We start from the raw sequence: 18799 nt of genomic DNA on the forward strand, positions 1-18799 counted from the left end.
CTTCTCAGGAGACGAGCTGCTCAGGGGCGTTCTGGGCGGCCCACGAGGCCCAGCCTGCGTAGCTGCCCTCGAGCTCGACCACGTCGAAGCCGGCTCGGCGCAGAGCGGCGGCGGCCACGGCGTTGCGCACCCCGGACTGGCAGTAGGTGACCAGGGGTCCGGCCTCCGGGGCGGGGAGGGCGTCCTGGCGGAAGAGGACCTTACCGGCGTTGAGCTGCTGAGAGCCGGGAAGGTGCCCGTTCGCATGCTCGGTGCGGTTGCGCACGTCCAGCAGCAGGGTGCCCTCGTGCTGGGCGAGGAAGCCCTGCAGGTCCGCCGGCGCGACCGTTGCCGGAACGGCGTGCGGCAGTCCCTCGAGCGTCGTGATGTATCCGGCGATGCGGTCGATGCCCACGCGGACGAGGTGGTCGCGGAGTTCCTCGGCGGCCTCGGCGTCAGGGGCGAGCAGCACCAGGGGGGTGTCCTCGGACTCGGGGTCATAGGCCCAGGCCCCGAAACTCGCCGCCTTGGCGGCGCTGGGCACGGTGAGCGCACCTGCGACCGTGCCGCGGTGGACCTCATGCTGCGGGCGGACGTCGACGAGCACCAGGCTGCCGTCGTCCAGTCCCTGAGCGATCTGCGTGGTCTCGAGTTCCACCAGCGGCGGCCGCTCGCCGAGCGGGGCCGGGCCCTGGACGTTCTGGCGCTTCATGCGAGCGAAGTAGGCGTGGGCGTCGGGCTGACCGTCGAGCAGCTCGTCGACGAAGCCCTGTTCGTCGTCGTTGGCGAGATAGGGCGCCCACCAGGCGAATCGGCGCTCGTAGCCGACGGTGGTCGAGGGCAGCGCCCCCAGGGCCTTCCCGCAGGCGGAGCCGGCGCCATGGCCCGGGAAGACCTGCACGTGATCGGGGATGGTGAGGAAGGACTCCTTCAGCGAGGTGAACAGCTGCTTCGCCCCGGCGAAGCGGGTGTCCTCGAAGCCGGCGGCCTCGTCCAGCAGGTCCGGCCGGCCCACGTCCCCGGAGAAGACGAAGTCTCCGGTGAGGTAGTAGCCGGGCTCGTCCGTGACTGCGCCGTCGGTGACCAGGAAGGAGAGATGCTCCGGCGTGTGGCCGGGCGTGTGCCGCGCGGTGATGGTGAGATTGCCGAGCGTGAGGGTGTCCAGGTCGTGCAGGACCTCGGCGTCGAAGCGGTAGGTCCAGTCCTCTCCGCCCTCACCGGAGACGTAGCCGGTCGCACCGGTCGCGGCGACCAGTTCGCGGGTGCCGGAGAGGAAGTCGGCGTGCACATGCGTCTCGGTCACGGCGACGATCCGCAGGCCATGGCGGGCGGCGAGGTCCAGGTACTGCTGGACATCGCGGCGGGGGTCGACGACGAGCGCCTCTCCGTTGGCCTGACAGCCGATCAGGTAGCTGGCCTGGGCGAGATCCTCATCGTAGATGCGCTCGAGAAGCATGATTCCTCCTGCGGTTCTGGAATGGATGATGCTGCATGGGTGAATGACTGCGGTGGCCGGGGCGGCCTCCACCGCACCGGCCGAAGCTCAGGCCAGGGACAGGAACATCTTCTCCATGTCCTTCTTGTCCAGGCTCTCGTCCGGGTTCTTCAAGCACTGCTCGAGGCCGCTGGCGATGATCGCGAATCCTGCTCGGTCCAGCGCCTTGGACACCGCGGCGAGCTGAGTGACCACGTCCTTGCAGTCCCGCCCCTCCTCGAGCATGCGCACGACGGCGGCCAGCTGCCCCTCGGCGCGCTTGAGGCGGTGGACGGTGGGGGTGAGCTCATCGAGGTTCAGCTGCACGGAAGGCTCCTGGTGGTCGGGGCTCTGATCCTATACCCCTGGGGGTATCAAGCTCAATGCGACGGGAGGACGATGAACGGCCGCGGAACAGCACTCCACGACGCCGCCGCGAACAGGCGAAGTCCCCCGCGCAGCGGTATGGCAGAGTTTCCTATAGGGCCATGAACAGCCCGCCACGCCTGAGCGAAGGAGCCTCCGTATGCGCGCACTGATGCTGCACGAGAAGAACCGGATGTCGATCGAGGAGGTCGAGCCCGTCGGCTCCCCTGGACCGGGAGAGGTCCGGATCAAGATGCACACCGTCGGCATCTGCGCCTCGGACGTGCACTACTGGACCGATGGCAAGATCGGACCCTTCGTGGTCGAGGCGCCGATGATCCTGGGCCATGAAGGTGCCGGCACCGTCGTCGAGGTCGGCGAGGGCGTCACCCACCTCTCCCCCGGCGATCGCGTCGCGATGGAGCCCGGCGTACCGGATCCCTCCTCCCGCGCGGTGAAGGAGGGCAACTACAACGTGGACCCCGGCGTGCAGTTCTGGGCCACCCCGCCCGTGCACGGCTGCCTCGTCGACGAGGTCATCCACTCCGCCGCGTACACCTTCAAGCTCCCCGACAGCCTCAGCTTCGCCGAGGGTGCGCTCATCGAGCCGTTCTCCGTGGGCATGTATGCCGCGACGAAGGCGGGGATCAAGCCTGGCGATGTCGCCGCCGTCGTCGGCGCCGGGACCATCGGGATCATGACCGCTCTCGCCGCCCGTGCGGGCGGTGCCAGCACCGTCTTCATCTCCGACGTGCTGCCGCAGAAGCTCGCCCTGCTCGACGGTCTCGAGGGCATCGTCACGGTCGACGCCACGAAGGAGGACCTGGGCGAGCGGGTGCGCGCGGAGACCGGTGGCTGGGGCCCGCAGGTCGTGTTCGAGGCGACCGGTGCCACTCCCGCCTACAAGAACCTCTGGTCGCTGCCCGCGCCGGGCGGCCGCATCGTGCTGGTGGGCATGCCGGTGGATCCGGTGCCCTTCGACATCGCCACCGCGCAGAGCCGCGGCATCTCCCTGGAGACGGTGTTCCGCTACGCGAACGTCTACCAGAAGGCGATCGACCTCGCCGCGACCGACGCCGTGGACCTCTCCCGCTTCGTCTCGGAGACCTTCACCTTCGACAACTCCGTGCAGGCCTTCGAGCGCTTCCTCGAGGGTCGGCCGACGGACGTGAAGCTGCAGATCACGCTCTGATGCCCCACCTGCGGGTGCTGCTGGACCTCGATGGCACGCTGGTGGACCGCCAGCGTGCCTTCGAGGACTGGGCTGCTCGCTTCGTCGAGGAGATGGATGCCGGGGCGGAGGATCTCGCCTGGCTGATCCAGGCTGACCGCGGCGGCTATCGCCCTCGCCAGGAGCTCGCCGCGGCCATCGTCGACCGACTCGGGCCGAAGAACTCCACCACCCGTCTCGAGCAGCGCCTGCAGCTCGAGGTGATCGAAGGCATCGACTGCTATCCCGGGGTGCTCGATGCGCTGCGCGTTCTGCGCGACGGGGATGCTGAGCTCATCCTGGTCACCAACGGGACCGTCCTCCAGCAGAGCGCGAAGATCGAGCGCACCGGGCTCGGCCCGCTCCTGGATCGAGTGGTGATCTCCGAGGCGGTGGGGGTGAAGAAGCCGGATCCGCGGATCTTCGCACTTGCCATCGACGGGCTCGAGAACGGCATCGAGACGTGGATGGTGGGTGATCATCCGTCGGCCGATATCGAGGGTGGCCGCGCGGCCGGGTGCTCGACCGGCTGGGTCAGTCATGGGGAGATCTGGCCGCACCCCTGGGAGCCGACATTGAGCGCCTCGACAACCAGGGAGATCCTGCGGATCCTTGCCGCATGACGTCAGCGTGATCCGCGGACGCCACTATCCGGAGGCGCCAGGAGGGGATAGTCTCAAGAGCTGATTTGCACCCCCATAGGAGCTGATGATGTCCGCCTCTCCCGTCACCGTCGTGCCCGCCGTGCATCTGGCACCGGACGCCCCCGCCGCCGCGATGCCGGATCAGTCCCCGGTGCAGTACGCGGTGCACGTGCTGCACGACAATCCCGAGTGGCTGCCACCGTTCCGCCGGGCCTTCGAGGCCGAGGGCGTGCCGCTGATCGAATGGCGCCTCGGCGAAGGTCACCTCGACCTGGACTCCGAACCGCCCCGCGGAGTGATCTGGTCGCGCCTGAGCGCCTCCTCGCACACCCGGAACGCCCCGCTCGCCAAGGACGCCGCCCGCTCGATCACGGCCTGGGCCGCCTCCTGGGGTCGCCGCGTGGTCAACGGCCAGCACGTCGCGGACCTCGAGGTCTCCAAGGTCATCCAGCACGCTCAGCTGCGTCGCGCCGGCTTCGACGTCCCTCGCACCCTCGCCGTCTTCGGGCGTGACGGGCTGATCGAGGTGGCCGAAGGCTTCCGCGCTCCGTTCCTGACCAAGCACAACCAGGGCGGCAAGGGGCTCGGAGTGCGTCGTTTCGACGACCACGCCACTTTCGCCGACTACGTGCACGGCGACGACTTCGAGGACGCCGCCGACGGGATCACCCTGCTGCAGGAGCTGCTGATCGCCGACGAGCCCGCCATCACCCGTGCGGAATTCGTCGGCGGCGAGTTCGTCTACGCGGTGCGAGTGGACACCTCCGGTGGGGCCTTCGAGCTGTGCCCCGCTGAGGCCTGCGCCGTTCCCGGCCAGGACGACGCGGCGGAGCCGATGTTCCGGATCCGCCCTGAAGTGACCGCAAATACACCTCTGATCCGCCGGTACCAAGCACTGCTGGCCGAGCTGGGTATCGAGATCGCCGGGATCGAGTACATGACGACGGTCGACGGCCGCACCGTCACCTACGACATCAACACCAACACCAACTACAACCCCGAGGTCGAGGCATCTCTGGAAGTCCCCGCCGCCCGGCACATCGCCCGCTACCTGGGTTCCCTGTTGCACGAGGAGCAGGAGTCGGACAAGGGCTGATGCCGGCACGGGATGGGGGCGATCATCCCGCGGCCGACGTCAACGGCGCACGAGCCGCCTGTGGACGTGACGATCCGGCTCACGGCCTCTCGCCCGACAACACCCAAAGGCAGTCCGGCAAGTAACAGCGTCCAACGGTTGTCGTAATGCGCATGCCAGCATGCGTCATGGAAGCTAGCCTCAAGCGATGAGCACCTACGACGACACCCGGCGAGCGTGGGATGACGCGTCCTCCAAGCATGTGCGGGAGTACGCGGAGCACCTCGAGCAGGCCCGCACTGCACGGCTGCTGCCGATCGAGGAGGAGCTGCTGCGGCCCCTGATCGGCGGGGTCGAGGTGCTCCACCCGCAGAGCGGTCATGGGCTCGACGACCACGCGCTCCTCCGAATCGGAGCGCGCAGCGTGCGGGGCCTGGACTACAGCCCGACGGCGGTCTCCGCCGCGCAGCGCCGGGCCGACGAACTGGACGTCCCGTGCCGCTACGAGGTGGCCGAGCTGCCGGATACCGGGCTGCCCGGGCAGGTTGCGGATCTGGTCTACACCGGCAAGGGTGCCCTGATCTGGATGGAGGACCTCGACGCCTGGGCGGCGGAGATGCATCGACTGGTGCGTCCCGGTGGACATCTGTTCGTCTACGAGGCGCATCCACTGGTGCCGCTGTGGGCCTGGGATCACGACGAGGCACGGGTGCGAGAGGACCGCAGCTACTTCGCCGCGCACCACGTCAACGACACCTTCCCGGCCCGCGGGGCCACCGAGCATCAGCGGACGCTGGCCGAGATGGTGATGACGGTGCAGGGCGTCGGCTTCGAGCTGCTGCATCTGGCGGAGCATCCCCAGCCGTTCTGGAGGCCCGAGGACGAGGAGCCGGCCGCCGCCTGGGGCGGTCGGCTGCCGAATGCCCTCAGCCTGCTGGCGCGTCGGAGGAGCTGAGCACCGACCGCCGCTGCCAGAACACCACGGCGCTGGCCGCGGCGACGTTCAAGGAGTCCACTCCCCCGGCCATCGGGATCACGACATGCTGATCCACGGCCTCCAGCGTCGCGGGCTTCAGGCCGTGACCCTCTGCGCCGAGCACGAAGGCGACCTTGCGGTCCGCGCCCAGGTCGACCTCGTCGAGCGGGACGGCACCCTCGGTCAGGGCCATCGCCAGCACGTCGAAGCCCGCCTCGTGCAAGAGGTCCACCCCCGCAGCGGGCCAGGCCTCCACCCGAGTCCACGGCACCTGGAACACCGTGCCCATCGACACCCGGATGGAGCGGCGGTACAGGGGGTCCGCGCACTGCGGGGTCACCAGCACCGCATCGACTCCGAGCGCGGCGGCGGAGCGGAACATGGCGCCGACGTTCGTGTGGTCCACGATGTCTTCGATCACCGCGACGGTGCGCGCAGTGCGCAGCAGCTCGCGGGCCGTCGGCAGTTCGGGCCGCTGCATCGACGCGAGCGCCCCGCGGTGCAGGTTGAAGCCGGTGAGCTGGGCGACCAACGACTCCTCCCCGGCGTAGACGGGCACGTCGGGGAACTGCTCGTAGAGCGGGGCGAACTTCGCGAGCCACTTCTCGTTCATGAGGAAGGAGCGCGGCGCCATCCCGGCCTCGATCGCCCGGGAGATCACCTCATAGCTCTCGGCCATGAACAGGCCCCGCTCCACCTCGACGCGGGAGCGCAGGCGGACGTCGGTCATCCGCAGGTAGTCGTCCAGCGCCGGATCGGCGAGGTCGGTGACCTGCTGCAGCTGAGGGTGCTCCACCGCCGGGTCAGTTCAGGGAGAGCGAGCGGGCGGTGTACCGCTCGCCGCGCTGCTCGACGATCAGGGGCAGCCCGAAGGTGAGGGTGAGGTTCTGGGAGGTGAGGGTCTCGCCGATGGGGCCGGCGGCGACCACGGCGCCCTCGCGCAGCAGCGCGACGTGGGTGTAGCCGGGCGGGATCTCCTCGACATGGTGAGTGACCAGCACGGTCACCGGGGTCGCGGGATCCTTCGCGAGCCGGCCGAGGGTGCGCACGAGCGACTCCCGCCCGCCGAGGTCGAGACCGGCGGCGGGCTCGTCCAGCAGCAGCAGCTCGGGATCGGTCATCAGGGCGCGGGCTGCGAGCACGCGCTTGCGCTCGCCGGTGGAGAGGGTCCCGAACCTCCGCGCGGCCAGGTCGCCCACGCCGAAGGCGGCCAGCAGGGTGCGGGCACGGTCCAGATCGATCTCGTCGTACTCCTCGCGCCAGCGGCCCACCACGCCGTATCCGGCGGTGACGACGACGTTCTCGGCCGTCTCGTCGGCCGGGATGGTGTCGGCGAGCTCCTGGCTGGCCAGCCCGATGAGGGGCCGCAGCTCGAAGACGTCGACCCTGCCGAGCCGCTCGCCGAAGATGTCGACGGTCCCGCTGGTGGGATGCATACGGGCGGAGAGCAGCCGTACCAGCGTGGACTTCCCGGCGCCGTTGGGGCCGAGCACCGCCCAGCGCTCCCCCTCGTTGACCTCGAGGGAGACCTCATCGAGGATCGGTGCTCCGCTGCGGCGGACGGTGACATCGTTCAAGGAAGCTGCGGCGACGGACATGGCCCCGAGCCTATCGGTTCCGGTGCCCCGATCCGGCCTACTCGCCGGTGGCGCCGCCCATAGACTGACCGGGCCTGAGCCACCGCACACAGGAGGTCCCCGTGCCGCATCGACCCGTCTCCCTGCTCGCCCCACGTGGATCGGTCGCGGCTGATGCGCTGCGTGCAGGCATCGATGCCCTGCTCGCCGACCAGGAGGGTGGGGTGCCGCTCGAGTTCCCTCCGGAGGTGCTCGCTGCCGCGCAGCAGGCGGCCGGCCGCGCCACCTCGCTCGAGGAGCGCACCGATCGCACGGACGTCCCCTTCCTCACCCTGGATCCCGAGTCCTCCACGGATCTCGACCAGGCGATGCACCTCGAGCGCACGGACGGCGGCTTCCGGGTGCTCTATGCGATCGCGGACGTGCCGTGGTTCGTCGACCTCGACGGCCCGGTCGACCACGAGGCGCGCCGTCGCGGCGAGACCCTCTACCTCCCGGACCGTCGGATCCCCCTGCACCCCGAGGTGCTCTCCGAGGGGGTCGCCTCGCTGCTGCCCGAGCAGCCCACCCCCGCCTTCGTCTGGGTGCTCGACCTCGACGCCGCCGGCGAGCTGACCGGAATCGATCTCGAGCGGGCCCAGGTCCGCTCGATCCGGAAGCTCGCCTATGACACGGTGCAGGAGGAGATCGACCGCGGCGAGGGGCACCCGATGATGCTCCTGCTGCAGGAGATCGGGGCGCTGCGCACCGCGCTCGAGGCGGAGCGCGGGGGTGCGAGCCTCAACGTCCCCGAGCAGGAGGTCGTCGCGGAGAACGGTCAGGTGCGCCTGCAGTGGCGTCGCCCGAACCCGATCGAGGATGCGAACGCGCAGATCTCCCTGATGACCGGCATGGCCGCCGCCCGGCTGATGATCGAGCACGGAGCGGGGATCCTGCGCACCATGCCTCCCGCGGAGCAGTCCGCCGTGGACCGCTTCCGCCGTCAGACAGAGGCGCTCGGCAACCCCTGGCCCGCCGAGCAGACCTACGGCGACTTCCTGCGCTCGCTGGACTGGCGCGAGCCGGTGCACCTGGCGCTGCTGAACCAGGCCACCTCGCTCTTCCGCGGGGCTTCCTACGCCGCCTTCACCACCGTGGAGGAACTGTCCGAGGATCACACGCAGTCGGCGATCGCCGCGCCCTACGCCCACACCACCGCGCCGCTGCGTCGCCTGGTGGATCGCTTCGTGCTGCTGGTCTGCCATGCCCACGCGAGCGGGACCGCGCCCGCGCCCGAGCTGCTCGCCGCGCTCGGGGAGATTCCCGGGGCGATGCGGGCCACCGGTGCACAGGCCGGGAATCTTGAACGGGCCGCCCTGGAGCTGGTCGAGGCGATGGCGCTCGCCGCGTGGGAAGGCGAGGAGCTCGACGCCTCGGTCATCGAGCGCCGCGAGGCGACCGAGTCGGAGAACGGCGACGGCGCCCCGACCCGCGTCGAGGTGCAGCTGACCGATCCGCCCGTCACCGCCTGGGTGCCGATGGATGCGATGGTCGGCGAGCGGGTGCGGGTGCGGCTGGCATCGGTGGATCAGGCCACGCGCCGGGTCGAGTTCGTCGCGGCCGACGCGCCAGCGGCCGACGGAGACCGGGCGTGACCGAAGCGGCCGCCGGCCGCGAACTCGTCGCCCTGCCTCGTGCAGCGGTCCTCATGCTCTGGACCGCCACCTATCTCCGCGGCGACCTGGGGCCGGATGATGCGGCGCAGATGAGCTACGGCGTGGGCCGCTCCGGTCCCAGCGGCCAGGGCGAGGACCTCTTCGAGTGGATGAGCGGCCTGCGCCGCCTGCCCCTGGCCCAGCTGCGACTGGTGCTGCCCGTCCCCGGCCGGCTCGCCGGGCTGGTGGGACCGCCTGCGGCGATCGGACCTGCGCTCGAGGCGGAGCAGGCGCTCGTGGTCACCGCCGCGGGGATCGCCGACCACACGCTGATCCCGCTGCTCACCGATATCGAGGTCGAGGGACGGCCGGTCAGCGCTGTGACCTGGCTGAAGGTTCCCGCCCCGCTCGGGGCGCAGGTCCCGCCCGCTGCGAGTTCGGGCAGTGCCCGGGAGGGGCTGCTGCTTGCCCTGCGCCGCGCCGCCGGGGGGAGCATCGAGCTGGACCTGGTGCCCGACGAGCCGGTCGAGCCGGCCCGCATCCCGCCCAGCTGGATCTCGACCGCGCTCCCCCTGCACCTGGACCCGTCGGCCGCGCATCTGCTGGTGCTCGCGGCCCGTACTCTGCTGCTCACCCGCTCGGAAATCGACGACGGTCACGGCCACACCGTGGGCCTGGCCGAAGCGCTCGCGCGGCGCGGTCTGCTCGATGAGCTGCAGGAGGCGGCCCGTGATGCCCTCGTCGAGACCATCGAGCGGATCGTCGCCGCGGAGACGGGCTGACCGCGCCCCGAGGGCAGCAGAGAGGCGGACAGCCGCACTTGCGGCCGTCCGACCCTCCGCCATCCGGGACAGAGGCGCTCATAGGCGAACGCGCTCAGGAGCTCTGTGCGAGCACCGTCCGGTAGACCTCCAGGGTGCGCTCGGCGATCGAGGTCCAGGAGAAGTGCTCGGCCGCCCGGCGTCGGGATGCCTCGCCCATCTCCTTCGCCCGCACGGGATCGGAGACCATCTTCACCAGCGCATCGCGGGTGTCCGCGATGAACTTCTCGGGGTCCACGGGGGTGCCGGTGCCATCGGTGACCTGCTCGAGCTGGACCAGGTAGCCGGTCTCGCCGTCGACCACCACCTCCGGGATGCCGCCGGTGGCGGAGGCGACCACGGGGATGCCGCAGGCCATCGCCTCGAGGTTCACGATCCCGAGCGGCTCGTAGATGCTCGGGCACGCGAAGGTGGTGGCATGGGTGAGGATCTGGGTGAGCTCGTGCCGGGGCAGCATCTCGGTGATCAGGTGCACGTTGCCGCGCTCCTCGGCGAGCTCCTCGACCAGCGTGCTGACCTCCTGTGCGATCTCCGGGGTGTCCGGGGCGCCGGCGCACAGCACCACCTGGTAGTCGCGGGGAAGATCCCGCACCGCGCGCAGGAAGTAGGGCAGCCCCTTCTGGCGGGTGATCCGGCCGACGAACACGATCGTCGGCGCCTCGGGATCGATCCCGCGGGAGGTCAGCGCGGAGGTCTCCGGGTTCGGGGACCACGACTCGATGTCGATGCCGTTGTGGACCACGTGGACCTTCGCGGGATCCACCCTCGGATAGGACCGCAGGATGTCCTCTCGCATCCCCGCCGAGACCGCGATGACTCCAGCGGCTCCCTCGTAGGCGGTGCGCTCGGCGAAGGAGCTCACCGCATAGCCGCCGCCGAGCTGTTCGGCCTTCCAGGGCCGCAGCGGCTCGAGGGAATGGGCGGAGAGCACATGCGGGACGCCGTGCAGCAGCGAGCCCATGTGGCCGGCGAAGTTCGCGTACCAGGTGTGGGAGTGGAGGAGGTCTGCGCCCGCGCAGTCCGCCGCGATCAGCAGGTCCGTGCCCAGCGTCGAGAGCGCGGCATTGGCGCCCGCGAGCTCGGCAGGGGTCGAGTAGGAGGTGGTCCCCTCCTCGTCACGCTGGGCGCCGAAGGCCCGCACGCGCACCTCGATGTGCGGGCGCAGCACCTTCGTCAGCTCGGCGACATGGACGCCGGCACCGCCGTACACCTCGGGCGGATACTCCTTGGTCAGCAGATCGACACGCATGTCAGGCTCCTTCTCATGGGCTGGAACGGGTTCTCATGGGCAGGATCAGGCCGTCGGACAGCGTCCAGGATGCTTTGCAGTCCGAAGGACGAAGTCCGGCGTGATAGGTGCCACTTCTGGACTATCCTCGCACCATGTGGTCAAAAAAGGTTCTCGCCATCGTCCTCGCCGGCGGCGAGGGGAAGCGGCTGATGCCGCTGACCCTTGATCGGGCCAAGCCCGCGGTGCCGTTCGGCGGCATCTACCGCCTCATCGATTTCGCCCTGTCGAACATCGCCAACTCCGGGTTTCTGCGCATCGTGGTGCTCACGCAGTACAAGTCGCACTCCCTCGACAAGCACATCGCCCAGACCTGGCGGATGAGTTCGCTGCTGGGCAACTACGTCGCACCCGTCCCGGCGCAGCAGCGCATGGGCAAGCACTGGTTCCGCGGCAGCGCCGACGCGATCGCCCAGTCCCTGAACCTCATCCACGACGAGAAGCCCGAGTATGTGGTGGTGGTCGGTGCCGACAACATCTACCGCATGGACTTCTCGCAGATGCTGGACGCCCACATCGAGTCCGGGAAGTCCTGCACCGTCGCAGCGATCCGGCAGCCGATCGAGATGTCCGACCAGTTCGGCGTCATCGAGACCGACCCGTCAGATCCCACGACGATCAAGGCCTTCGTCGAGAAGCCGACGGAGACCGAGGGGCTGGCCGACGACCCCGACTCGATCCTCGCCTCGATGGGCAACTACATCTTCACCGCCGACGCCCTGGTCGAGGCGGTCACCCGCGATGCCGAAGACGACTCCTCCAAGCACGACATGGGCGGAGACATCGTGCCCGCCTTCGTGGCGAAGAACGACGCGGCCGTCTACGACTTCATCCACAACGTCGTGCCCGGCTCCACCGAGCGGGACCGCGACTACTGGCGGGACGTCGGCACGCTGGATGCCTTCTACGACGCGCATATGGATCTGATCTCGATCCATCCCGTCTTCAACCTCTACAACTCCGAATGGCCCACCTTCACCGGCCACCGCAACGAGCCGCCGGCGAAGTTCGTCCATGCCGGGCCGGGTCGCGTCGGCTCCGCCGTGGACTCGGTGATCTCCCCCGGCGTGGTCGTCTCCGGTGCGCAGGTCTCCAGCTCGATCCTGTCCCCCGGTGTGCGCGTGAACTCGTGGTCCAACGTCTCCGACTCGGTGCTGATGGATGATGTGATCGTCGGCCGCCACTGCCAGATCCACCGCGCGATCCTCGACAAGGGGATCGTGGTGCCCCCGCGCACCCAGATCGGTCTGGATCCCGCGAAGGATCGTGCGCGCGGCTGGGTGGTCACGGAGTCGGGCATCACGGTGCTCGGCAAGGGCACGGTCATCACTCCGTGACCGTTGCGGCGGCGACCGATCCCACCGCCCGCCCGGTGACCGGCCTGCTGGTCTCCGACGTCGATTCGACGTTCCTCACCCAGGAGGTGATCGAGCTCGTCGCGGAGCATGCCGGGGTGCGGGATCAGGTCGAGGAGATCACCACCGCGGCGATGCGCGGCGAGCTCGACTTCGCCCAGTCCCTGCGCGCCCGGGTGGCGCTGCTCGAGGGGCTCGACGAGTCGGTGCTCGCCGCTGTCCGGGGAGTGCTGATCCCGACCCCGGGCGCGCTCGAGCTGGTGCGTCGTGCGAAGGCGGCCGGCTGGGTGACGGCGCTGGTCTCCGGCGGCTTCCACGAGGTCATCGATGAGCTCGCCGCGGAGATCGGTATCGATCACGTGCGCGCCAACCGCTTCGAGATCACGGGCGGCCGCTTCACCGGGCGGGTGTCCGGACCGATCATCGACGGCACGGCCAAGCGTCGCGCCCTCGAGGAGTTCGCGGCGCAGCATCAGGTGCCCACCGCCCGGATCATCGCCCTGGGCGACGGTGCGAACGACCGCGAGATGCTGGAAGCGGCCGGCACCGGGATCGCGTTCCGGGCCAAGCCCGCACTGCGGGAGATCGCCGACGTGGAGATCGACGGGGAGTCGCTCCTGGACGCCTGGCCGCACCTCGAGAGCGCTGCGGGGACCACCGCCTTCGGATGATCCGTCGCTGAGGTCAGACCTTCACCACCCGGCCTCACGGATCGGGGAGTGAAGGTCCCTCCTCGCTCAGATCAGGGGCGGACGATGGTGTGCAGGGTCGCCGACTCCTCCTGCAGCTCGTCCCAGCTGTCCACCCCGCTCGACAGCACGGCCAGGCCGCCGGTCGGCATCCCGATGCGGGCCTGGGCGACCGCGCCGGCGTCGGAGTCGTCGTCGGCCAGCACCGCGCTGAGGGTCGAGATCGTCGGCTCATGGCCGATCACCAGCACCACCGAACGGCGGGCGTCGACACCGTGGACCAGGGCGAGGAGCTCGGCGGCACCGCCCGCGTAGATCTCCTCATGGAAGGAGACTTCGCCGTCGAAGCCGGGCATCATCGAGGCCACCGACTCCCAGGTCTGGGTGGTCCGCAGGGCGTCGGAGACCAGCACCCGGGAGACCTGCACGCTCTGCGCAGCGAGGTACTCCCCCACGAGGCGGGCCTGAGCTTCGCCCTTCTCGGCCAGGGCGCGTGCGTGATCCGGCTGGCCGTATCCGCTCTCCGCCTTCCCATGACGCATCAGGAGCAGCAGACGACTGTCGGGGTCGGAAGATGACATGGAGATGCGTTCACGCCTTACGGGATCGATGGTGCGGGTTCTGGGTCAGTGTCCCATGCCGAGGCCGCCGTCGACGGGGATCACGGCTCCCGAGATGTACGCCGCATCGTCGCTCGCGAGGAAGGCCACGGCTTTCGCCACTTCCGAGGGATCCGCGAAGCGGCCGGCCGGGATCGCGGTGCGGTAGGTGGCCTGGAGGTCCTCGGAGAGCGCCTGCGTCATCTCGGTGTCGATGTATCCGGGTGCCACCACATTCGCGGTGATCCCGCGGGAGCCGAGCTCACGGGTGAGTGCGCGGGCGATGCCGATCAGCCCCGACTTCGAGGCCGCGTAGTTGACCTGTCCGGGCGAGCCGTACAGACCCACCACCGAGCTGATCAGCACGATGCGGCCCTTCTTCTTGCGCATCATCGACTTGATGACCCGCTTGACGGTGCGGAAGGCACCGGAGAGGTTCGTATCGATCACGGACTCGAAGGAATCATCGCTCATCCGCAGCAGCAGCTGGTCGTCGGTGATCCCGGCGTTCGCCACCAGCACCTCGATCGGGCCGTGGGCCTCCTCGACCGTCCTGAGGGCGGCATCCAGGCTCTCCCCATCGGTGACATCGGCGGCGACGGTCAACGCGCCGTCCGGCCCGCCCTGCCCGGACCTGCTGGTCACAGCGACCTTGTCCCCGCGGCGGAGGAACTCCTCGGCGATGGCGCGGCCGATCCCCCGGTTCCCTCCGGTGATCAGGACACTGCGCGGTTCGGTGGTGGCGTCGGACATTCAGACTCCTGGATGAGAGAGGGGCGGGGCGGATGCCCTCAAGAGGACGATGTCATGCGGTGAGGGAGAACGCCTCGGCATGTGCTCGTGCTCTACGATACGGGGCGAGAGAGCGTCGGGATCCATGGGGGGTACCCGTCCACGAACTTCGCCCCGGAAGGTGCTGCCCGATGGCATATCGATTCAATCCTCCGCCGAACTGGCCGATCGACGATGCCAACTGGAGCCCGCCGCCCGGCTGGCAGCCGGATCCCGCGTGGGGCCCCGCTCCCGACGGCTGGAACTTCTGGACCGCGTCCGAGCAGGCACCGGCACCGCAGCCGGCAGCTCCCCTCGAGGACGATGCCACCCACGTCGCGTCGACCGATGAGCAGGCACCTTCCTCTCCCGCAGACGACGACGCCACCCGCCTGGTCTCCACCGGCGAGCAGGCCCCGTCTGCCGAGCAGTCTCCCGCCGCCGAGCAGGGGGCCGGCGGTCAGCAGGCATCCACCGGGCAGTACGGCTCGGTGAACCCCTACGGGCAGGACCCCGAAGCGCAGGATGCCGCTCCGTCCGTCGACGGCGCACCCGCATCCCTGACCGATGACCAGAGCGCCTCCGCTCCGACCGGGTCGACCGGTCGCCACGCGGCAGAGCCGTCAGTCGGTGCCGAGCCCGACATCGCTGCGGCGCCCGCCGTCGGCACGGAGCCGGCAGCGGCTGTTCACGACGATGCCACCCACGTCGCAGACTCCGGGCAGCGCGATGGCATCACGCCCGACGCCAGCGGCTCCGAGGCTGCGCAGGCGGAGGGTTCCTCCGAGACCGCCGAGTACGAGGGCCCCGATCTCGAGGCAGACCTCGCACAGCAGGCACCGTATGAGTCTGCGGAGCCTGTCGCCACCGGCGACGGCAGCCAGAACGCCGACGGCTCCCAGGGTGCCGGCTTCGGCATGGCAGCCGGTGCCGCTGCTGCCGGCGGGTTTGCCGGCGCCACCGCCGCCTCCGGCCAGCAGGACGCTTCCGGCCAGCCCTATGGACAGGCTTCCCCTGCCCAGGGGTACGGCCAGCAGTCCGCAGGCCAGGGCTATGGCCAGGATGCGGCCGCCCCCGCCTACGGCCAGGCCTCTCCCGCGCAGGGCTACGGGCAGGCCTCCCCCGCACAGGGCTACGGCCAGGGTTCCGCCCCCGACTACCCGGGCCAGGGCTCTGCCTCGGAGTACCCCGCACCGGGCTACGGCCAGAACTCACCGGGCATCGACACCGGCTCCGGCTGGACCGCGTCGACGGGCGCTGGCGAGCCGCCGAAGAAGGGCATCATCCAGCGCTTCTGGTGGGTCGGATGCCTGATCGTGATCATGCTGGTGCTCGCACTGATCGCTGTCGGCGGCATCTTCCTGTTCAACCGCGCGGGCAGCGACGAGGCCGGTGGCGGTGATCCCACCACCACGCAGGAGGAGGATCCGACGACGGACGAACCCACGGACGAGGAGACCACCGAGGAAGAGCCCGCCGAGGAGGAGACCACCGAGGAAGAGATTCCGATCCCGACCGATCTCAACACGATCGATCCGGCCGCCGCGGCCGAGGCGATCGACATCGTGGGACCGGATGGCACCGGCACCATGGCCGTCCACATGGTCTACATGCCCGGCAGTGAGCTGGAGCGGAGCTACGGAGGCGCTGTCGAGGACGCGGAGCAGGGCGAGTACGTCGTGCTCACCGCCAAGATGACTGTCACCGAAGGTGAGCTGTCCATGAACCCGTTCCAGTTCGACATCCAGACCCCCTACGGCGGCGCCGTGGAACCGGCCACCGCGAGCTTCGGCCTCAAGGGCTCCGGGACCGACGGCCCGACAGACTTCCAGGCCGGTGAGGAGTACACGCAGACGCTCCTCTTCGATGTGAAGCGTGCTGGCGGCAACAAGCTGGTCTTCGACTCCCGTGCCGATGAGTACTCCTGGGATGTCCCTGCGTGACCCAGCGCCAGCGCTTCAATCCGCCGCCCCACTGGCCGGAACCTCCGCATGACGGATGGATCCCGCCGGCGGACTTCCGACCCCAGCACGCCTGGGGTCCGGTACCGGCGGGATGGAGGCTCTGGCTGAAAGGCTTGCCCGCGGGCCACGGCGAGGCGCCGCTGCAGGACTCCGAGGATGTCCCTGCCAGCGGCGCCCGCCCGCGGTCGCGAGTGGAGCAGTATCCCGTCGCCGTGCTGAACCCCGGCATGTGGGCGGAGAACCATCTGCAGTCCGAGGACTATGGTTTCCCTCCGGCGAAGCCCCGTAAGGAGCGGCCACGGCTGCGGCTCGGGGTGACGATCTCGGTCACCGCTCTGGGGTTCGTGGTCGCCGCGCTCACCGCGGTCATGTTCGTGCAGCTGGTCGACTTCGCGGTCGAGGATCTGCCCGGGATGATGGCGGAGTCCGCAGGGCACCTGCAGACCGTCGCCCCGGTGACTGAGGCGGGTGCCGCGGCACCGGTCGCCGAATGACCGACCGCTCCGCCCGTCGACGCATCCTGTTCAGCCGCGAGACCCTGCTAGGGCTGGTTGCCGTGCTGCTCCTGGCCGCGATCTGCGTGCTGCTGGGCATGTGGCAGTTCGGGCGGTACGAGGACCGCCGCGATGAGGCGGCCGTGGTGGAGGCCAACTATGAGTCCGCCCCGGTGGTGCTCGACCAGGTGATGCCCGACCCGCAGGCACCGCTGAGCGCCGAGGACGTCTGGACGCCGGTCATCCTGCACGGCAGTTACTGCACCGAGGGCGCCTGCGAGCTGTACGTGCGCAATCGCCAGCTCTCCGGTGAAGTGGGGTACTGGCAGCTGGTGCCGTTCCAGGCGGATGACGGCACCACCATGCTGGTGGTGCGTGGCTGGGTGCCGCAGGAGCCCGACTCCGGCGCCCCCGCACAGCTCGCCCCGGTTCCCGCAGGCGAGCTCTCCCTCACAGTGCGTCTGCGTCCCGCCGAGCCGGTCCTGGACCGCGAGCCACCGCCGGGGCAGACCCATTCGGTCAACCCCGCGCAGTCCGCCGGACTGATGGGGCTGGAGGATCAGGAGCTGGTCGCCCGGGCCTACGGCGAGCTGGTGGCGGAGGACCCTGCCTCAGAGCGGCCCGCGTCGCTCCCCGCGCCCGATACCTCCCTCGGACCGCACCTGTCCTACGCCTTCCAGTGGTGGATCTTCGCCCTGTTCTTCCCTGCTGCCCTGATCTACCGCACCCGTCAGCTCTTCCGAGAACTTGCTGAGGACGAGGAGCAGGAGCAGGCCTCCGCGACCGGACAGCCCGGTCCCGCAGCGGCGGCGCCGCTGACCCGCCATGACCACGACGAGGAGACGGAGCCGGGCAGCGAGACCGCTGCTGACCCGGCACGTTCGACCCGTCGGCCCACCGATCACCGCCCCCGCCGTGCGACGCACAGTCGGCGTCGGGGCCAGGACGAGGAGGAAGAGGATGCCCTCATCGATCAACAGGCGCCCTGAGCGCCCTGAGCGTCGCAGCGACCCGAGGTCCCGGTTCCTGCCGGGCCCCCGGCCGCGACGCATCGCCCACCGCGGATTCGCCCTCGATGGGGCGGAGAACACGATGCGCGCTTTCGAGGATGCTCTGGCGGCCGGCGCCGACATGCTCGAGACGGACACCCGCGCCACCCGTGACGGGCTGGCCCTGGCCTTCCACGACGAGGATCTGATCCGGGTCGCCGGAGATGAGCGCCGGATCGATCAGCTCAGCGCGCAGGAGGCCGGCGCGGTGCGGCTCGCCGGTGACGAGCCGCTGGCGATGCTCGAGGACGTGCTGGACACCTTCCGCGACGTCCCGATCAATGTGGACATCAAGAATGCCGCCGCCATCGGTCCTGCAGTCGCTGCGATCGCGCGGACCCGCAGCGCCGACCGGGTCTGCGTGGCGAGCTTCGAGGGTGACGTGGTCCGCAAGACCGTCGCCACGATCCAGGCCGCCACCGGGACGCTGCCGGTGCGCAGCCCTTCCCGCGGCGTGATCGGCAGCTTCCTCGCGGCCCGTGCCGTGGAGGCGCCCGCGCCCGTCATCCGTAGGATCCTCGCCCCCTACGGCGCGCTGCAGGTGCCTCCCGTCTACCAGGGGATCCCGGTGGTCACCCCGGCGAATGTCGCCGCTGCGCACCGGGCCGGGTGCGAGGTGCATGTCTGGACCATCGATGATGCCCCGACCATGCAGGAGCTCCTGGTCATGGGGGTGGATGGTATTATCACCAATCGGGTCGATCTGCTCTCCGAGCTGCTCACGAATTCTCCCGGCAGCCTCTGAGACGCGAGGGCCCCACCTGGGTCCGGGAACAGAACCGGCCCCGTGCGCGTTGGCACCTTCGAGTGCCACCACCCCACACACCTCACCGG

Annotated in this window: 19 protein-coding genes; 12 read left to right on the forward strand and 7 right to left on the reverse strand. The window is 69.9% G+C overall.

Annotated elements, in window-relative coordinates; all coding sequences use genetic code 11:
- Window positions 1–4: 4 nt before the first annotated feature.
- Both Q0937_RS14825 and Q0937_RS14830 read right to left on the reverse strand, forming a co-directional pair.
- The gene (locus Q0937_RS14825; RefSeq protein WP_299305169.1) at window positions 5–1435 is read right to left on the reverse strand and encodes a rhodanese-like domain-containing protein; all 1431 of its coding nucleotides are present in this window, start codon (window positions 1433–1435) and stop codon (window positions 5–7) included.
- A gap of 87 nt (window positions 1436–1522) precedes the next feature.
- On the reverse strand, window positions 1523–1780 hold the full coding sequence (locus Q0937_RS14830; protein ID WP_299305171.1) for a metal-sensitive transcriptional regulator: 258 nt from the start codon (window positions 1778–1780) through the stop codon (window positions 1523–1525).
- A 199-nt stretch (window positions 1781–1979) separates the two neighbouring features.
- On the opposite strand from Q0937_RS14830, the gene Q0937_RS14835 reads away from it, so the two are divergent.
- From Q0937_RS14835 to Q0937_RS14850, 4 genes are all read left to right on the forward strand, one after another.
- Window positions 1980–3011 (forward strand): NAD(P)-dependent alcohol dehydrogenase, encoded by a 1032-nt coding sequence (locus Q0937_RS14835; protein ID WP_299305174.1) that lies wholly within the window; start codon window positions 1980–1982, stop codon window positions 3009–3011.
- A complete protein-coding gene (locus tag Q0937_RS14840; protein ID WP_299305177.1) occupies window positions 3011–3652 on the forward strand; it encodes an HAD family hydrolase in 642 nt (213 codons plus the stop codon). Before Q0937_RS14835 ends, Q0937_RS14840 begins: the two co-directional genes overlap by 1 nt.
- A gap of 88 nt (window positions 3653–3740) precedes the next feature.
- The gene (locus Q0937_RS14845) at window positions 3741–4769 is read left to right on the forward strand and encodes a RimK family alpha-L-glutamate ligase (protein ID WP_299305179.1); all 1029 of its coding nucleotides are present in this window, start codon (window positions 3741–3743) and stop codon (window positions 4767–4769) included.
- 187 nt (window positions 4770–4956) lie between these two features.
- The gene (locus Q0937_RS14850) at window positions 4957–5703 is read left to right on the forward strand and encodes a bifunctional 2-polyprenyl-6-hydroxyphenol methylase/3-demethylubiquinol 3-O-methyltransferase UbiG (protein ID WP_299305182.1); all 747 of its coding nucleotides are present in this window, start codon (window positions 4957–4959) and stop codon (window positions 5701–5703) included.
- On the opposite strand, the gene Q0937_RS14855 is transcribed toward Q0937_RS14850, so the two are convergent.
- Together Q0937_RS14855 and Q0937_RS14860 are read right to left on the reverse strand one after the other, a co-directional pair.
- Window positions 5675–6520 (reverse strand): RNA methyltransferase, encoded by an 846-nt coding sequence (locus Q0937_RS14855; RefSeq protein WP_299305185.1) that lies wholly within the window; start codon window positions 6518–6520, stop codon window positions 5675–5677. The genes Q0937_RS14850 and Q0937_RS14855 overlap by 29 nt on opposite strands.
- A 7-nt stretch (window positions 6521–6527) precedes the next feature.
- Window positions 6528–7322: an ABC transporter ATP-binding protein gene (locus tag Q0937_RS14860; protein ID WP_299305188.1), complete on the reverse strand. Its 795-nt coding sequence runs from the start codon at window positions 7320–7322 to the stop codon at window positions 6528–6530.
- A gap of 101 nt (window positions 7323–7423) precedes the next feature.
- Between Q0937_RS14860 and Q0937_RS14865 the strand changes: the two genes are divergently transcribed.
- On the forward strand, window positions 7424–8935 hold the full coding sequence (locus tag Q0937_RS14865) for an RNB domain-containing ribonuclease (protein ID WP_299305191.1): 1512 nt from the start codon (window positions 7424–7426) through the stop codon (window positions 8933–8935).
- The gene (locus tag Q0937_RS14870; protein ID WP_299305194.1) at window positions 8932–9717 is read left to right on the forward strand and encodes a hypothetical protein; all 786 of its coding nucleotides are present in this window, start codon (window positions 8932–8934) and stop codon (window positions 9715–9717) included. Before Q0937_RS14865 ends, Q0937_RS14870 begins: the two co-directional genes overlap by 4 nt.
- A gap of 94 nt (window positions 9718–9811) precedes the next feature.
- Here the strand turns inward: Q0937_RS14870 and glgA are convergent, their stop codons facing one another.
- The gene (glgA, locus tag Q0937_RS14875; RefSeq protein ID WP_299305197.1) at window positions 9812–11005 is read right to left on the reverse strand and encodes a glycogen synthase; all 1194 of its coding nucleotides are present in this window, start codon (window positions 11003–11005) and stop codon (window positions 9812–9814) included.
- A gap of 134 nt (window positions 11006–11139) precedes the next feature.
- Here glgA and glgC point away from each other — a divergent pair, with 134 nt between their 5' ends.
- Both glgC and serB read left to right on the forward strand, forming a co-directional pair.
- Window positions 11140–12381, forward strand: a complete 1242-nt coding sequence (gene glgC / locus Q0937_RS14880) for a glucose-1-phosphate adenylyltransferase (protein WP_299305200.1) — start codon at window positions 11140–11142, stop codon at window positions 12379–12381.
- A complete protein-coding gene (gene serB, locus Q0937_RS14885; protein ID WP_299305203.1) occupies window positions 12378–13070 on the forward strand; it encodes a phosphoserine phosphatase SerB in 693 nt (230 codons plus the stop codon). The genes glgC and serB overlap by 4 nt, the downstream gene beginning before the upstream one ends.
- 71 nt (window positions 13071–13141) lie before the next feature.
- On the opposite strand, the gene Q0937_RS14890 is transcribed toward serB, so the two are convergent.
- Window positions 13142–13669 (reverse strand): histidine phosphatase family protein, encoded by a 528-nt coding sequence (locus Q0937_RS14890; protein ID WP_299305206.1) that lies wholly within the window; start codon window positions 13667–13669, stop codon window positions 13142–13144.
- 45 nt (window positions 13670–13714) lie between these two features.
- The gene (locus tag Q0937_RS14895) at window positions 13715–14440 is read right to left on the reverse strand and encodes a beta-ketoacyl-ACP reductase (protein WP_299305209.1); all 726 of its coding nucleotides are present in this window, start codon (window positions 14438–14440) and stop codon (window positions 13715–13717) included.
- A 170-nt stretch (window positions 14441–14610) separates the two neighbouring features.
- Here Q0937_RS14895 and Q0937_RS14900 point away from each other — a divergent pair, with 170 nt between their 5' ends.
- The 4 genes from Q0937_RS14900 (at window position 14611) to Q0937_RS14915 (ending at window position 18710) form a co-directional block, all read left to right on the forward strand.
- Window positions 14611–16401, forward strand: a complete 1791-nt coding sequence (locus Q0937_RS14900) for a hypothetical protein (protein WP_299305211.1) — start codon at window positions 14611–14613, stop codon at window positions 16399–16401.
- Between the two features lie 134 nt (window positions 16402–16535).
- Window positions 16536–16916: a hypothetical protein gene (locus Q0937_RS14905; protein ID WP_299305213.1), complete on the forward strand. Its 381-nt coding sequence runs from the start codon at window positions 16536–16538 to the stop codon at window positions 16914–16916.
- Complete coding sequence (locus Q0937_RS14910; RefSeq protein WP_299305216.1) at window positions 16913–17905, forward strand: SURF1 family protein; 993 nt, start codon at window positions 16913–16915, stop codon at window positions 17903–17905. The genes Q0937_RS14905 and Q0937_RS14910 overlap by 4 nt, the downstream gene beginning before the upstream one ends.
- Window positions 17877–18710 (forward strand): glycerophosphodiester phosphodiesterase family protein, encoded by an 834-nt coding sequence (locus Q0937_RS14915; RefSeq protein WP_299305219.1) that lies wholly within the window; start codon window positions 17877–17879, stop codon window positions 18708–18710. The genes Q0937_RS14910 and Q0937_RS14915 overlap by 29 nt, the downstream gene beginning before the upstream one ends.
- Window positions 18711–18799 lie beyond the last annotated feature (89 nt).

It is taken from the genome of uncultured Brachybacterium sp. (assembly GCF_947500705.1).
Taxonomy (GTDB): domain Bacteria; phylum Actinomycetota; class Actinomycetes; order Actinomycetales; family Dermabacteraceae; genus Brachybacterium.